This window comes from Klebsiella africana (genome assembly GCF_020526085.1).
GTDB lineage: Bacteria > Pseudomonadota > Gammaproteobacteria > Enterobacterales > Enterobacteriaceae > Klebsiella > Klebsiella africana.
In genome coordinates, this window is record NZ_CP084874.1 from 3,327,439 (window position 1) to 3,343,803 (window position 16,365).

At 53.4% G+C, this 16,365-nt stretch carries 10 protein-coding genes; 2 read left to right on the top strand and 8 right to left on the bottom strand.

Going from position 1 to position 16,365, the window contains the following annotated elements; genetic code table 11:
• Positions 1-36 precede the first annotated feature (36 nt).
• Positions 37-825, bottom strand: a complete 789-nt coding sequence (locus LGL98_RS16280) for an AraC family transcriptional regulator (RefSeq protein ID WP_136030543.1) — start codon at positions 823-825, stop codon at positions 37-39.
• Between the two features lie 17 nt (positions 826-842).
• A complete protein-coding gene (locus LGL98_RS16285) occupies positions 843-1,397 on the bottom strand; it encodes a YbhB/YbcL family Raf kinase inhibitor-like protein (RefSeq protein ID WP_136030541.1) in 555 nt (184 codons plus the stop codon).
• Between the two features lie 191 nt (positions 1,398-1,588).
• Between LGL98_RS16285 and rlmI the strand changes: the two genes are divergently transcribed.
• Together rlmI and hspQ are read left to right on the top strand one after the other, a co-directional pair.
• Positions 1,589-2,791 (top strand): 23S rRNA (cytosine(1962)-C(5))-methyltransferase RlmI, encoded by a 1,203-nt coding sequence (gene rlmI / locus LGL98_RS16290; protein ID WP_136030539.1) that lies wholly within the window; start codon positions 1,589-1,591, stop codon positions 2,789-2,791.
• Between the two features lie 59 nt (positions 2,792-2,850).
• On the top strand, positions 2,851-3,168 hold the full coding sequence (hspQ, locus tag LGL98_RS16295) for a heat shock protein HspQ (RefSeq protein ID WP_002898441.1): 318 nt from the start codon (positions 2,851-2,853) through the stop codon (positions 3,166-3,168).
• A gap of 42 nt (positions 3,169-3,210) precedes the next feature.
• On the opposite strand, the gene LGL98_RS16300 is transcribed toward hspQ, so the two are convergent.
• The 6 genes from LGL98_RS16300 to LGL98_RS26415 form a co-directional block, all read right to left on the bottom strand.
• Entirely contained in the window at positions 3,211-4,086 is an 876-nt protein-coding gene (locus LGL98_RS16300; protein WP_136030538.1) for a peptidase, read from the bottom strand.
• A gap of 146 nt (positions 4,087-4,232) precedes the next feature.
• The gene (locus LGL98_RS16305; RefSeq protein ID WP_136030536.1) at positions 4,233-7,367 is read right to left on the bottom strand and encodes a glycosyltransferase; all 3,135 of its coding nucleotides are present in this window, start codon (positions 7,365-7,367) and stop codon (positions 4,233-4,235) included.
• A gap of 53 nt (positions 7,368-7,420) precedes the next feature.
• Positions 7,421-8,641, bottom strand: a complete 1,221-nt coding sequence (locus LGL98_RS16310; protein ID WP_004141638.1) for an HlyD family type I secretion periplasmic adaptor subunit — start codon at positions 8,639-8,641, stop codon at positions 7,421-7,423.
• Complete coding sequence (locus LGL98_RS16315) at positions 8,638-10,785, bottom strand: type I secretion system permease/ATPase (RefSeq protein WP_136030534.1); 2,148 nt, start codon at positions 10,783-10,785, stop codon at positions 8,638-8,640. The genes LGL98_RS16310 and LGL98_RS16315 overlap by 4 nt, the downstream gene beginning before the upstream one ends.
• Positions 10,782-12,218, bottom strand: coding sequence for a TolC family outer membrane protein (locus LGL98_RS16320; protein WP_136030532.1), 1,437 nt, complete (start codon positions 12,216-12,218; stop codon positions 10,782-10,784). The genes LGL98_RS16315 and LGL98_RS16320 overlap by 4 nt, the downstream gene beginning before the upstream one ends.
• Before the next feature lie 168 nt (positions 12,219-12,386).
• The gene (locus LGL98_RS26415) at positions 12,387-16,283 is read right to left on the bottom strand and encodes a beta strand repeat-containing protein (RefSeq protein ID WP_136030530.1); all 3,897 of its coding nucleotides are present in this window, start codon (positions 16,281-16,283) and stop codon (positions 12,387-12,389) included.
• Positions 16,284-16,365: the final 82 nt, after the last annotated feature.

Consider the following 16,365-nt stretch of genomic DNA (forward strand, 5'->3'; position numbering starts at 1 on the left):
TTCGCTCACGCTATACGCTGAGGATAGCAAATTCGCTCAGCGTACATGCTTCGGCAGTAAACCATAATGCTGACGGAAGCGCGCGGTAAAGCGCGATCCCGACTGATATCCGCTGTTCTGCGCAATTTCGCCTATTGGCCGCGAGGTGGTCTGCAGCTGCCCGAGGGCGTGAGCCATCCGCACCTCCTCTACGATCTGGCGAAAACTCTGCGATTCCTGCTGCAACCGACGGCGCAGCGTAGACTCGCCGAGAAAGAGCATTTTCGCCACCCGCGACACGCTCCATGCCTGCGCTGGCGACAGCATAATCAGCTGCCGCACCTGCGCCGATAAATCCTGCTGCCGCTCAACGAGCAGCGGGCCGGCATAACCCGCCTCGTGCAGGGCCAGCAGCAGGCCCATAGTCTGGTGGAGCTGTAGAGAGGTGGATAATCCCTCCCGCACCGCCTGCAGAACGTTTTGCCACATAAACGCCAGCTCTGTCGTCACCGGGGCGCAGAGCGAGGTCAGACGCCCTGGCGGTGGCTCGCTGAGATAACGAGTCTTAAACGTCGTCAACAGCTCGGGGGTCAGCGACAGCAGATCGGAGCAAAAGAGGCCGTTCTCCGGCTGGTTAATTACCTCCAGCTCCACGTCAGCTGGCAACACAATCAGCTGTTGCGGCGTCGCCAGCACCCGGCTCTCCCCTTGCACAATCACTTTGCTGCCGCGTTTCACCCGACAGAGCGCCGGGGAGAACAGCCGCACGCGATGCAGCCTGCACAGCCGTCGGGTAGTGATCTCTGCCGCGGTTAAGGCGTTATGCTGAAAGTGGATACTCTCCATCCGACCGACCTTTTATTTTAACGCCCGGCCATCGCCGTCAACTGTGCGCTGGCGAGAGCATGGCTGTGTAACAGATAACCGACCAGCGCCCCGCTGGCCCCGGCATCCACCGGCAGCGTGGGGACATCCAGCGCCCATACCGTAAAGTGATAGCGGTGCGGTTTATCTCCCGCCGGCGGGCAGGCGCCGCCGAAGCCGGCATAGCCAAAATCGTTGCGGCCCTGTACCGCTCCGCCCGGCAGTGTAGCGCTGTTTTTATCTCCCGCGCCAGCGGGCAACGAAAAGACGCTGCTGGCGATATTGACCACCGTCCAGTGCCACCAGCCGCTGCCGGTAGGCGCATCGGGATCCCGGACGGTGACCGCGAAGCTGCGCGTGCCCGCCGGGGCGTTTTTCCACGCCAGCTGCGGAGAGACATTGCCTCCGGTACAGCCGAAACCGGCAAACCAGTGCTGCCGGGCCAGCGGCTGCCCGTCACGCATATCATTGCTGCTTACGCTAAACGGCGCGGCCATCGCGCCGCCGCTCGCGGCCGCCACCATCGCCACGGCCAAGTGGATTCCTGCTTTCATCGTCTGCTCCTCGTTGGGGGTGAGAAAACAGGGTATGAGAGTCCGCACCAGCTGAATGTGCCGAAGCGCCTGCATTTTGTGCCGAAACGCTCACCTGTGCCTGCCGGGCGAAAGATGCTTGCGCACGCCAGGTGTGCTACTCTACGCGCCATTTTTCGGTGCCGACATTCCCGTTGCTTAAAGGTAGCTCCATGACAGATTCCCTATTCCCCCGCTTAGTGTTAGCCAAAGGACGCGAGAAATCCCTGCTGCGTCGCCATCCGTGGATTTTCTCCGGCGGCGTCGCCCGCATGGAGGGTAAAGCCCGCAGCGGTGAAACCATCGATATTGTTGACCATCAGGGAAAATGGCTGGCCCGCGGCGCTTACTCGCCGTCGTCGCAGATCCGCGCCCGCGTGTGGACCTTCGACCGCGATGAAGCCATCGATAGCGCCTTCTTTGAACGCCGCCTGCAGCAGGCGCAAACCTGGCGGGCATGGCTGGCCGAGCGCGATGGCCTCGACAGCTACCGCCTGATCGCCGGCGAGTCCGATGGCCTCCCGGGCGTCACTATCGACCGCTTTGGCAACTTTTTCGTGCTGCAGCTGCTCAGCGCAGGCGCCGAATACCAGCGCGCCGCCATCATTAGCGCCCTGCAGAACCTGTTCCCGGACTGCGCCATTTACGATCGCAGCGATGTCGCCGTACGTAAAAAAGAGGGACTGGAGCTGGCCCAGGGGCCGGTGGTGGGCGAGCTGCCCCCGGCGCTGCTGCCGATCACCGAGCATGGCATGAAGCTGTTGGTTGATATCCAGGGCGGGCACAAGACCGGCTACTACCTCGACCAGCGCGACAGTCGCCTGGCCACCCGCCGCTATGTCGCGGATAAGCGGGTGCTGAACTGCTTCTCTTATACCGGCGGCTTTGCGGTGTCGGCGCTGATGGGCGGCTGCCGCCAGGTCACCAGCGTGGATACTTCGCAGGAGGCGCTCGACGTTGCTCGCCAGAACGTGGAGATCAACGGACTGGATCTGTCCAAAGCAGAATTTGTGCGGGACGACGTGTTCAAACTGCTGCGCAAATACCGCGATCAGGGAGAGAAATTTGACGTGATCGTGATGGATCCGCCGAAGTTCGTGGAAAATAAAAGCCAGCTGATGGGCGCCTGCCGCGGCTATAAAGATATCAATATGCTGGCGATCCAGCTGCTGAACCCCGGCGGTGTGCTGCTGACATTCTCCTGCTCCGGGCTGATGACCACCGATTTATTTCAGAAAATCATCGCCGATGCCGCAATTGATGCCGGGCGTGATGTACAATTTATAGAACAGTTCCGTCAGGCTGCCGACCACCCGGTGATCGCAACCTACCCGGAAGGGCTGTATCTGAAGGGGTTTGCCTGTCGCGTCATGTAACTTGAAAAACGAAACATGAGCCTCATATAGGGAGTATTCATGTTTCCCAGGAGGTGCCTATGATAGCCAGCAAATTCGGTATCGGCCAACAGGTCCGCCATACGCTCTTGGGCTACCTGGGCGTCATCGTCGATGTCGATCCCGAGTACTCGCTCGCGGAGCCGGAAGAGGATGAAATTGCCGCCAATGACGAACTGCGCGCGGCGCCCTGGTACCATGTGGTGATGGAAGATGATGATGGCCAGCCGATTCACACCTATCTGGCAGAAGCGCAGCTGAGCAGCGAAACCCGCGACGAACACCCGGAACAGCCGTCCCTTGACGAACTGGCCAAAACGATTCGTCAGCAGCTGCAGGCGCCAAGGTTGCGTAACTAGCCTACCCACGCCGCCCTGATAGGCGGCGTTTCGCTTTATATTCTATTTTTTCTCTGCCACCACCGCGGCCAACGCCTGACAGATCGCCTCATTAAATTGCGGACTGCGCTGCTGAGCTTCAGACCAGCGGATGTTCGCCTGATTTAACTGCCGCGACTGTGCCACGCTGCCCTGCGCCAACTGATTAAAAAACGGCGCTAGCATTGCTCCCCCCTTCACTTCCTGCGCTATTAAAACTGGCGAACCGTCGCTGTAACGAAAACGCTGTGCTGCGGCGGGGATAGCGACATCAGCAAAATGTGCTTGCGCAAAGCTCGCCCAGTAATTCGCGGCGTTATAACCCCGGGTAAAATTACTGTCGCAATGAGGAAGTGGAGAGAGCCGCCGGGTATTTTTCTCGGGCGCTTTAAAGCTGTTCTCCATCCATCGCGCCATTCCCTCCAGATACCATTTTTGTTTAAAAACGGCATAGCCATACTGATAAAGATGGAAAAATTCATGAGCTGGCGTAATGTTACGCGCCGGTTCCAGCGCGGCATTCAATACAAACTTTAAACCGCAAGGCAACTGCCTGCCGTCACTCATCGTTTCTGCCGCCACGCGATCGAAGGCCAAACCATTTCCTTTCGGCAGTTGCAGCATATAGACATTGATTTGCCTGGCCTGAGCATAGATCTTTTGCTGTAACGGAAAGCGAAGGCCAAGCACACTGGAATAGAGGTATTTAGCGGCCTGTAGTTGCCCGGCAATATCTTTGATACTGTCAGGGACGCCACTGCCTGAGCTGTCGTACTGATATTTGAGGGCGTCTCGCCCTTGCAGGCTATAAAAAATATGGAAATCATCTTCAACATATTCTTTTTCGAGACGATGATTAAGTAATATTGAACCTTTGACGCAGCGGGATTCCTGCACCATTTCATCGGCCGCCGCGGACGGCAAACAAAACACCGCTGACAGATAAATTGCGCACCATACCGCTCCTGCTCTGCTATATCGCAAGGTACCGCCTCTCTGGATGTCACCCGCCCCGGTAAAATACTTTTACCGGGGCAGAAACGTTCTCACACGACACGTTGTTTGAGCGAAACCACATTGAGTGGCTTCTCCTCCAGCTCCTTCATTCGCTGCTCATTGTGCTGTAACCAGCTTTCCCAGCGCCCGGCTATCGCGGTAGCGTAATAACGGCGCGCATTGCGGATAGCGGCGGCCTGCATCTCTTTTTGTAGCGCCTTATCGGAAATAACCCGAACTAAGGCCGCGGCCAGCGCCTCTTCGTCGCCGTAAGGCACCAGAATCCCGGCCTGGCGGTCCTGCAGAATATCGCGCGGCCCATATTTAATAGCAAAGCTAATTAACGGCGTGCCGTAGACCATGGCCTCGACCGCCGACAGAGATTGCCCCTCCTGATTTGAACAGAGGACCGTACAGCAAGCGTGTCGATGAACGGCAGCAATATCTGCGGTAAATCCGTTAATTTTTATCACGTCTTCTAATCCCCACGCCTTAACCTGGTCGCTAAGTTTACGGCGGAGCGGGCCGACGCCATAAGTGTGTAACCGCGCATCGGGACGTTGCGCGGACACTTTACGGAATGCGTTGAACAGCGTCAGATGCTGCTTTTCTTCAGAATAACGCGCCAGGTAAATGACCGTTTCTGAGGGCTCCTTTTGCGGGTTAACCGGAATTTTGCTGTCATCCATATGGTTGGGGATGACCACAAGGCGAGCGCCGGGGATCCCCTCTTGCTGTAAATCTTGCCATTGTTCGTCGGTGAGTACGATTAACCGATCCACCAGTTGCGGTTGTTCCAGTAAATGACGGTAAGAAGCTTTTATCCCGCCGTTTAGCAATTGATGATGAGAGTGGATGACCGCGCTAACCGTGCAGTTCATCCGCTGTGCCGGTTGTGAGCAGACAAAATCTTTCCACGCTTTGTTTTTATCGACGATAAAATGCCAGCTGCCCGCTGCGGGCAGCATCATTTCCAGCATCCAGGAGAAAAACGTTTCCTGTTGGTTGAAGGATTTGACCTCCCCGCCCGGCAAAGCGACATCCATGCGGATAATCTGCAGATTCGCTTTCTTGATATCAAAATATTTACGCAGCAACACGTTTCCTGCGCTATCGACGTAATCTTCCACCAATTGCCCCTGCGGGCGTAATTGATAGTTATTTTTACCGATTGGCGCCTCTGCTTTCGGCACAATTGTCTGACGAAGCTCAACCTCCCCTTTCAGCTCAGGAAGCGGGACGATCCTCCCCGCACTCAGGCACGACGCTAATGCATTGTAGAGGTTATAAACCGGCACCGCTTCCGGCAATGCTCCCCGCGCCTTCAACGATTTTACCGCATCGTTAAGGTCTGGATTCCAGACGGCGGTGATAAGCCACGGGACAGTGTGTAAATGTTCAACAAACAGCCTTGCTCGCCGGGTAGCCGCTACCTCAATACCATTCCCCACGTCGCGCAGATTCTCTAACAAAAAAAGGGTCGTTCCCCGAGGCGCGGGCGGCGCCGCGATTGGCGATTGCTGACGTTTGCTGGCTGCCTGAAAATACTTCTGATAAGCGATATAACCTGACAGATAGTGCTCTACATCATCAATTCGAACACGGTAGCTATGGTGACGAATAAAGAAACTATTAACGATACGCGCAGGATTTTTAAAAAACATCGCCAGCTCTGGCCAGAAGAAACCATCCAGTAAATAACGCGCCCGCGACTCCAGCGCCAGATAGAATTTTTCTTTATCAAAGTCGTCGAGCAAATGGCGCTTTGTGGTAGAGGCATCCAGGCGCGCAATCATTTCCGCCGCCGCCATCATTAACTCCAGTAGCGTTGGATAGGTTGTTACCCGTTGCAGCACGAAATCTAGATGATCGCGCACGTTGTCCAGCCCGAAGCGGAAATATCGCTCCTCAGGGCGAAAACGCGTTAATTCGTTAACGCAATAGCTCAACCAGTGATCGTGATGCTGCCAGTGTTTTTGTCGAATGAAGTATTCAAATGCTTTCTCCACCATAACCAGCCACTGCGGCGCCAGCGTCAAGCTATACAAGCGCATTAAGGCAAAAGCCGCCTCACCGTCGTAATAGATAATGCGATGTTTGGCTTTCAATGAGAGATCGTGGCTGTTAAGGACATGAACAAACTCACCACTTTGCGCGTCCTGCATAAATGCAATTCCGGTGGCCAGTTGCGACAACAGGTCCAGATATTGTCGATCGCCCGTCGTTTCGGTGTATTTCACCAGCGCCAGAATACTGACCGCATTACCGCCGAGTTTAATTTCATTTTCGACATCACAAAGAAACGCGGCCTGTCGTCCATCAGCAAGTGTACGAACTGAAATAAGGTTATTGACCAGGTAAGCAATCGCCCGATCAATCGCCTGACGAAGGTGCGGCTGCTTAGTCGCCTCCCATCCCTCAATCAGTGAATAGGTTGAGCTGGCATGGCGCAAAGCATTATAGGATCGCACAGGACGGTCAAAGCAGGGAAACCATCCGTAATAATAGAGCCCATCTTTTTTGACCTGACGAGCCAGATAATCGCTCCCCTTTTTAATAACCTCGGGCAGATAATTTTTTTGCCATTCATCACCGATAACGCGGTAACCTGAACTGCGGCCAGTATGTTCGATGAGTTTAGCGCCATTACGATCGCAGAATACTGAACGCGTTTTAAACCGCCATAGTATCTGCTGAGGTTCGCTCGGCCAGTTCAAACTGTGCTTAAATCGGCGTTGACCATAATTTTCCAGATTAATGTCATTTGGCGCCGCTACGCCATTGTCCCCATCATAAAGTAAAGCATTCGCCGCAATTTCCTGTTCAAGGATCGCTTGGGTAAATTGTGTATCAAAAGAGATGCCGAAGCGAAAATAATTGCGTTTGGTGATATTGAGTTTCTTTAATAGATTTTCCCACGTTAGTTTTTCTACGCTATCGACTATATCAATTCGTAACCATTGGGTTTCATTATCTTGCTTTTTACGCCACTCCTGCAGAGCTCTGGCCCCGGCTAGCCAGGCTTGATCAAAGCTGGCTGCTGTCGAAACATGGACATGCGCACGCTGCTTACCGTCACTGACGCTAAAAAAGATGACCCACCCAGGATAATCAGCAGGCAATGCGGTCGTTTTTAATGGTTTGCACTGAAAGCAAGCCTGTTGTAATAAATCGCTCAATGCCATCTCAAATCTCCATACGTTGAAAATTCACCAAACATAAAGCCAACTAGCGGGTGTTACCTTTCTCTCAGCGCTTCTTTTGCCCTATTAAATGGTTTCACCAAATAATCCATAACCGTCTTCTCTCCGGTTTTAATATCAACCGTAGCGATCATCCCTGGACCTATTAAAAAACGCTTACCGCGTTTATTTTCCAGATAGTTATGATCGGTACGGATAAACACCCGATAATAGTAAACATCAGGTTTTGCCTCGTCCTGAATCGTGTCGGGAGATATCGTTTCGACAACACCATTGAGAGCGCCATAGATGGCATAATCATAGGCGGTAATTTTTACCAGCGCCTTCTGATCGGGATGAATAAATGCAATATCGCGCGGAGAAATCCGCGCTTCAATCAACAATCTACCATCAATGGGGACGATATCCATCAGTTCACCGTTAGGCGCGATAACCCCGCCGATGGTATTCACTTTGATATTTTTGACGATCCCCTGCACCGGTGAGCGCACGGTCAATCGAGCCACTGAATCTGCCCGGCCCTTAATCACTTCGGCAAGGCTGGCGACATCCGCATTGGCTTTTGACAACTGCTCGCGGGCATCGACATAGTAGCGAGTGTTGAGGTCAATTTTCTTTAGCTCAATATCGGCAGCCTGCTGGCGTAAACGAAGCACTTCAACATTACTGGCCGCACCGGTCTTAGCCAGCTTTTCATTTATCGCCAGCTCACTATTGACCAGCGATAACGACTGCTCCAGTTGCCGCATAGACTTCGTTAGCTGCTCCCTGCGACTGTGATAGAGGCGAGTTTCTTCCGCCAGTAGCCCCGGCCAGGCCTTCAACGATGGCGGAAAAATCAGCGGTTGGTTGTTCACCTCGGCGGTCAGGCGAATGCTTGCGGCTAATGACGCGCGATATTTTGCCTGACTTTCGCCAACATTGGATTCGCTGCGGGTCGGATCCAATCGTGCGACCACCTGGCCCGCGGCGACACGGCTGCCTTCGCGAACGTTCAGCTCAGTTAAGATCCCGCCGTCGAGCGTTTGCAACACCTGTTCGCGCGAGCTGGGGATCACTTTTCCGGTCCCGGTGGATACTTCATCAAGCGTGGCAAACCATGCCCAAACGCCTGTGACAACCAGCAGTAGCGCCAGTAAAGCGATCAGGCGGCGCGATTTAACCAGCTCGGCCTCATCACGCTCGTTATCAGCCATCGCAGCAACCGGGTCGAGTTCCTTTACCAACGGGAAAATCGCAGCAGTGGGCTTATTCATATGTTCACCACCTGAGCACGCGCTTTTTCTTGCTCAAACACCGTCGCTTTTGGCTTATCCAGCGCCAGCTGCCCGTCCTGAATAACCAGTATACGATCGACGATATTAAGCACCGCTGCTTTGTGAGTGGCGATGATTAACGTACGCTCTCCTGCCCAACGCGCCAGCTGCTCGACAAACGCTTTTTCTGTTCGTTCATCAAAGAATGAGGTGGGTTCATCCAGCAGAATAATATTGGGATCGCGGATGAGCGCTCGGGCCAGCAGCAGTGACTGCCGCTGCCCGCCGGAAAGCCCAAGCCCTCCCTCCATCACCAGATGTTCAAGCCCCATAGGCAGTTTGTTGACAAACTCCAGCGCACCGCACAGTTCCAGCACGTTCACCAGTTCATCATCGCTCGCCATAGGCCGTCCCAGGGTCACATTTTCCCTTAATGTCCCATGAAATAACCGAGCCTCCTGCGTCAGTAGCGTGGCATTACGGCGAATATCCGCCAGATCGATTTGCGGCAGCGAAAGATCGTCAAGCCTTAGCTCGCCTGACGTCAACTCAACATTACCCATCATTGCCTGCAAAAGCGTTGATTTCCCGGCGCCAATGCGCCCCAGAACAGCTATTTTTTCCCCGGCTTTAATAGAAAGCTGTTTAATTCGCAGCGGTGCGGGGCCATTGTCTTTGCCGTAACGAAACTCAGCGTTGCGAAATTCATAATTGCCGTGCAGAACCGCTCGATGGATCCGCGGCTCATCCAGCCCCCCTTCTACCGGCAGCGCCATTAAATTATCCAGGCTTGCTTTCGCTACTTTCACCTGCTGCCAGCGAGCCAGTACCCCGCAGAGCGCCGTCATCGGGGCAACCATTCGACTGGACAGCATCGATGCCGCCACCATGGCGCCGGTCGTGATGTCGCCATTAATCACCAGCGGCGCCCCAACGGCCACTACGGCGGCATACAACAGGTTCTGGATCGACATGCCCCAGCTCACCAGCCCATGAGTGACTTTTCGGGTTTGAACTCCCGATTCCGCTGTAATCGCCACATAGCTGTTCCATTGTTGCAAAAAGCGACTTTCTGCCTGCATCATTTTTATATCCGGCAGGCCCTGAATGCTTTCCACCAAAATAGCGTTGCGTAGCGTGCTTTCATGCTGATTTTTATTTGCCAGCTCAGCCAGTTTTTTCTGCAGTACCAATCCCGGTAACAGCATCAGGATAGTCGCAACAGGCGCGATCCAACTCAGCCATGGCGAGACGATAAATAGCACAAGCTGAAAAAGCAGGAAAAAAGGTAAATCGGCAATGACCGTCATCATGGTCGAGGTCATCATTTCCCGTACCTGCTCTAGCTCGCGAATCTGGGAAATAAAGCTGCCCGTCGAGCGCGGCACAGCCGTATTTTTCAGCCGTAATGCGTGACCAAATACGCGATCGGAGATACGAATATCCCCACGTTTTCCCAACAGGTCGGTCACGTGACCGCGGGTAATTTTCAGAACAAAATTGAACAATGCAGCAATTAATACGCCGCTAAACAAGACATATAACGTGGGATAGGATTGGGCCGGGATGACCCGATCATATACCTGCATGGAAAACAGGATACCGGCCAAAGCCAAAATATTGATCGCCAGCGACGCCAGCATGACATGCGTATAGGGACGCCAATCTTTTAAAACGATCTTACGTAACCAGTCTGGCTGGAAGCGCGTGAGGTAGCTTTCAGTTCTAATATCTTTCTCCGGCGAGGCCGGACGAAAAGCCACAGTGAATTCAATTTCATCTAACAAGGGGTCAAGCGGACAGTGGCTTAGTAATGTGAGCTCTTTGACAAAACGGATCCCGACTGAGTTATGTAGATCGAAGCTTTCAATAATGCCAATCTGGCCATCTTTGAGCTGTACCACAAGCGGCAGCCGCCAGGCCGACATTTTCCGGTCATTGCCATTGAGAAATTGGCAATGCAATCCGGCATGACGGCATATGTGTTTAAGCGCATCAGGCAGCGTTTTTTGCGTCGCCCACTCCGCCGCGGCATGGAGCGTCCCCGGTGAGTAACTTTGCCGATAATGGCTGGCGACAAAAGCCATAGCGTTAGCCCAATCCTGTAAATGCGGAATATCACTGCGCTGGGGTTGTTCGCTCATGGTCGAATCTCCACGCCCTGAATTCTTTGGTTATCCAGAGCAAAAACGGCGCGCATTTTCCCTGTACTGAACAGACAATCCAGTTCCAGATTTCGCAGTTGCGCTTCAGTTAATACCTGATTAAATTGCGCCTGATAAATTTCCTGATCGACGTTAAGCAGGTCGAGTAACGGACGCGTGCCGAGCTGTAAATATTGATCCTGATACAGGGCGCGGGTTTGTTCGCCAAGCAATTGCTGACGGCGCTGGATGGCGATAGATTGTTTCAGGTTTACCGCCTCGTCGCGGGAGGCGCTCAACTTCTGGCTGGCATCGAGTTGCGCGTTTCTGATCCCGGCATTTGCCGCGGAAAGCGTTTGCTGCGCCGCTTCGCGGGAGGCCGTTAGCGCGCCGCCCTGGTAGATCGGCATTTCTACTTTGACCCATGCCGAATACTGCGTTTTATTTAATACCGCGCTGTTGGCGTAATTATCATTGAGGTAATGCGTTACCTGAGGTTCCAGCGAGATTGTAGGCAACATTTGAGCGGTGGCATTATCTACCTGGGCTTGGGCCTGTGTAGCCTGGGCCAAAGCGGCGAGCACCGCTGGTACGGTTCGATAATCGATTTTACTAACGGCGCAGGCGGCATCCATAGCCTGCGGTACACTTTCGGTTACGGAGGTAATACTTCCGAGACCAAGATACGTCGCCAGCGTTGCCTTCCAGCGCTCAAGCGCTGCCTGATACTGGATAAGCGTCGCCTGCGCGCCCTCAACGCGGGTATCCGTTTGCACAACATCAGAAAGCGATGTCGCCCCGGCGTCGTTGCGCTGGCGAATAAGATCGCCAATATGCTTTAACGAATCGACCTGGGCCTGGGCTATTTTCACAAGCTTTTGATAACCCTGCAGCTGTACCACTGCCCCCGCGGTATCATGAGCCACCTGATCGATATTAAGCATGACCATCGCCTGCTGTTGGGCAACGGCAGCGTCCGCCGCTCTCACCGAACTGGAGACTTTGCCAAAGTCGTACAGCATTTGCGAAACAGAGACAACTAATGAGGGAGAATATCCAGAATCAGAGTAGGTATTACTATACCCATTATTCATACCCGCATTAACCTGCGGATAATATTTGGCTTTCGCGACATCCACTTTTTGCACCTGCTCCTGGAGTTTACTCACCTGTTGATTGATAGCAGGATGCCAATTGACTGCTGATTTTACTGCGGTGGCAATATCCAGTGGACCGGCAAGATGACTTTCAGGGTTGATAAGCTCTTCGCTATATCCGGCGACCTGCTGAGTATCGTTTAACCTCTGGGTGCTGATGCTAGTGGGCGGAAAGGAAAGTTCCTCTGCGTCAACCGTTAATGCCATGGAGATTGACAGGAAAATAATGCTGCAGTTGTAAACGCTGACCATCCCTTTCTTTTGAAATAGACGCATAAAATTACCCTTCAGAAAGCACACTGAAAATATGGATATACTCTTTCCGCATCATTCTTTTTATTTAACGATAGCCCGTCGTTCCCCGATTGGTTTTTCCTTATCCTCTTTCGCGACAAAAAATCGTAACGGCAGCACCTCCCTGTGCCGCCATTCTCATCAACTTATTTAGTTCGAGTTATTGGTATCAATCAGCTCATCGAGCGAATTGATATGGACCCCCTGTAGCGTAATTAACGTCGCAGGTTGATGGGTGTTTCCACCTGTTCCATCGCGGTCAATAGACACCACGGTGTTTCCGCCGACATAACTCAGAGTTATATAGTTACCCAACGTATCACTGGAACCATCCCAGCCGACCAACAGCGCCGAAACATCGATGTGATCTCCCTGGGCAACCGAGAAGTCGCTCCAGGTATCGCTACCGTTGCCTCCGGTGTTGTCATCCGCCAACAGGTTGTAAACCAGCGTATCGGCTCCCACACCCATGCTGAAGGTATCATCGTAAGCGGTACTATGAACGCTATCGTCATTGACGCTGCCGGCGATCTGCGGATGCAGATCGATCGTCAGATTCGCCGTCGAACTGCCGCCATCACTACTGATAAGGGTATAAGTAAATGTCTCCTTAGACGTTATTGCATCGGTATTCACACCCCCGTTCAACTGATAGGTGTAACCACCTTGCCCATTAATGGTCAGGATCCCGTATTCACCATACAGCACCGCATTTCCATTAGATGCGCTGGTCCCCGTATCGTTAGTTACTGTGCCATCAGAATGGAAGGTCCAGTTGGTCGCAATACCCAGATTGTTTTCGCCACTTATCGTAAAGCCGCTATGCAGCGAACCAAGCGTGTCTGGTGTTCCATTCGCACCGGAACCGTCGAGAATATTCCCTGCCACAGATTGCCCGACCGTCAGATGCGCATCGGTATGGATCTCGGTTCCTGCCACGCTCGCTGACAGGTTGTAGGACATCGCCGTGCCGGCATGCATCGTATGACTAATACTCAGAGTATAATCACCTGCCGCCAGTTGTACCGGGATGCCGCCGTTAACCATGTTCAGCGTCACAGTATCCGTATCCGCCGTCGAGCCGATGATGGCGATGTCATCCAGTGCCATACTCAAAGGCCCCGTCCAGACGGTGACATCTGTCATCACTCCGCCAACCATCACATGATGGACCAGAGTTACGGTTCCCAAGAGATCGCCATTCAGTAATGTCGAGCTACTGGTCCCGCTCAAATTGAGCTTGATAGAAGCGTTATCCACCTCCCGGCCTTCAGCGATGGTAAAGTTCTGACTGGTGACTTTCGCCGCCGATGTCGCATTGGCCGCTACTGCCGTGTTTGGCACTGCAAGATTGCTGACGCTTTGCGTCCAGGTAACCGACTGCATTGCCGTGGCCGCCGACAGGGAGGCGATATCATCAACCGCTACCGGTGGCGTTGACTCAATGTTCATCGTCAGCGTAGTCGACGATGTATGACCCAGCCCATCCGTTATCGTGTAGGTGAAGACATCACTCTGACCCACCCCTGTTGTTCCATTAGCATGGTAACTATAACTACCGTCAGACTTGATTATCAGAGTACCGTATGTACCGTTAATCGTGACGCCGCCGGCAGTGACTGTTTCGATCTGCGATCCAAACTGAATGCTGCTTACGGTAATTCCATTACCTGTATCGCCAACATCGCCATCGCTATCGGTGTGCAGAACATTCCCCGTCACGTATTTCGTCGAATCTGTCACCTCCATACTAATGCTGGTGCCCAAATTCAGATTCAGTATCGAACCAACCAATCCTCCTGTAGTCGGCGACGAAATAACAACCATATAGTTACCGGCGCCAATTCTTTCAAATTCCCCTCCTCCCGCGTATTCAAGGCTTAATCCAAGGAAACCTGTCGGCGTTGCTGTAATTCCATCCTTAATAACGCCGACTATCTGGTTAGTGTCGGTATTGATCAGAATGAGATCCAGGGTAACGGCGCCTAGCGCGATGCTAAGGGCAGTGGACCCCGAAACACCTAACGTCACATCCTGTTCAGTCCCTTCAGCCACGACAAACTTAAAGCCATTGGTCGGAAGCGCGACATTCACGGTATTCAGTAGCGACAGGCCCGCCACCTGAACGACATTGCCCCCCTGGATATCAAGATTATCTTCGACGTTGCCGACGTAATAAGCCTGCGTATCCGGATTAGCCTGGGCGGTCTCGACCTCCTGACCGATATTGATAGTCAGGGTGGTGGTTGATTGCAGCCCATTACCATCCGTAATGGTATAGGTAAATACATCCGCATTACCTGCCGACCCGGCCTTACCTGATGCCTGGTAGCTATAGCTGCCGTCAGCGTTAATAGTCAGTACGCCATAAGCACCCGTTACCGATATGGTGCCGCCATTCACTGAGAAAGTCTCACCTGCAGCAGTGGTGGCCGTTACCGACGTTACCGTAAGGTCGGTACCGCTATCGGCCATATCGCCGTTATCCGATCCCTCCAGCACATTGCCTGTAACGGTACTTCCGCTATAACCGAGCGAATCGGTTACCGTTGCCTCGACAAAGGTGGCAACCCCCGCTCCCGCAAGCGTATTAATCAAGCTGACCAATACCCCATCAGAATTGGGTGAGGAAATCGCCAACGCATAGTTACCTGCCGGTAAGTTCTCGAAAGATGCCGTACCGCTATAAACCAGCCCACCAAGTAATGTCGCACTGATATTCACACTTCCAGGGTCAATCGCGACAACTCGTCCAGTTGCGATATCAATCACCGAGAGGTCGGCCGTCAACGTATTTCCAGCGCCCAACAGATTGACTATCGACGTTAACAGCCCAGCCGTTGAAAGCAGAGACACGCCGCTGACATCAACCGTCATATCCTCTGTTGTGTTGCTGTCCACGTTGAAGCGGAAGCTACTGCCAGACAACAGCGACACATTAATCGTGCTCAGCAGCGAGACGCCAACCAGTTGCGAGAGATTGCCTTCAGTACCATTAAGATTGCCGTACTGCTGCACAACCTCAGAACTATTGGTATCAGGTATTGCCTCAACGGAATCCGAATCACTGTCCGAATCGGAGTCGCTGTCGGAGTCAGAATCGCTGTCCGAATCGGAGTCGCTGTCTGAGTCCGAATCGCTGTCAGAGTCGGAGTCGCTGTCGGAGTCCGAATCGCTGTCAGAGTCCGAATCGCTGTCAGAGTCTGAATCGCTGTCAGAATCCGAGTCGCTGTCGGAATCTGCATCAGCATCCGACTCACCGATATCACTTCCTGCCACGATATTAATCGTCAGCGTAGCCGTCGCCGTATCACCATCCGCATCCACTATCGTGTAGGTAAAGATATCGGCCTGGCCAACAGCATCCGCATCGCCAGTCGCCTTGTAGGTATAGCTGCCGTCCGCATGGATCGTCAGCTGACCGTAAAGACCATTTATCACAACACCTGCAGCCGTCACATCAAGCGGCGTGGTCTGCACACTGGAGGCGATTTTGCTTACCGTAATGCCATCACCGGTATCTGCTACATCCCCCCCTGCATCCGCAACCAGCACATTGCCGGCAATTGCCGTCGAGGTGTACTGCGTAGAATCCGTGATTGTCGCCTGGGCAACCGACAGCAGATTTGCTGACGCCAGTTCATCAACCACTGCGGCCAGACCGCCGGAAGCTTGCGGTGAAGAAACCACTACCGCGTAGTTCCCGGCCGGCAGGTCGCTAAAGGTCGCGCTGCCGGAGTAAACCAGATTGAGCAGCGCCAGAGACGGCGTCAGGCTCACGGCATCCGGAATAATCTGCACTACCTCACCGGTGTCGGTATTCACTATCGACAGATCGGCGGTAATGGATGAAGCGCCGCCAACCAGTTGCCCCACCAGTGCCAGTACTGACTGCAGACTCAGCAACGTTGAACCAGTGACCGCTATCGTCACATCCTCAGTTGTTCCTTCACTAACCGAGAACTTCGTGGAGTTCGCCGCCAGCAGGGAGACATCCACCGTATTGAGTAAGGAGACACCAAGCAGCTGGCTTGCGGTTCCGGTCACGTTGTTAAGGTTGCCCTCTACGGTATCGATAGCCGCCGTATGGGTATCATTATTTGCCTGCGGTTCGGTATCCGAATCGGAG

Coding starts and splice junctions, on each gene's coding strand:
- LGL98_RS16310 (WP_004141638.1), bottom strand. CDS start 8,641: ATGAATAAGCCCACTGCTGCGATTTTCCCGTTGGTAAAGGAACTCGAC.
- LGL98_RS16285 (WP_136030541.1), bottom strand. CDS start 1,397: ATGAAAGCAGGAATCCACTTGGCCGTGGCGATGGTGGCGGCCGCGAGC.
- LGL98_RS16300 (WP_136030538.1), bottom strand. CDS start 4,086: ATGGTGCAGGAATCCCGCTGCGTCAAAGGTTCAATATTACTTAATCAT.
- LGL98_RS16320 (WP_136030532.1), bottom strand. CDS start 12,218: ATGCGTCTATTTCAAAAGAAAGGGATGGTCAGCGTTTACAACTGCAGC.
- rlmI (WP_136030539.1), top strand. CDS start 1,589: ATGACAGATTCCCTATTCCCCCGCTTAGTGTTAGCCAAAGGACGCGAG.
- LGL98_RS16315 (WP_136030534.1), bottom strand. CDS start 10,785: ATGAGCGAACAACCCCAGCGCAGTGATATTCCGCATTTACAGGATTGG.
- hspQ (WP_002898441.1), top strand. CDS start 2,851: ATGATAGCCAGCAAATTCGGTATCGGCCAACAGGTCCGCCATACGCTC.
- LGL98_RS16280 (WP_136030543.1), bottom strand. CDS start 825: ATGGAGAGTATCCACTTTCAGCATAACGCCTTAACCGCGGCAGAGATC.
- LGL98_RS16305 (WP_136030536.1), bottom strand. CDS start 7,367: ATGGCATTGAGCGATTTATTACAACAGGCTTGCTTTCAGTGCAAACCA.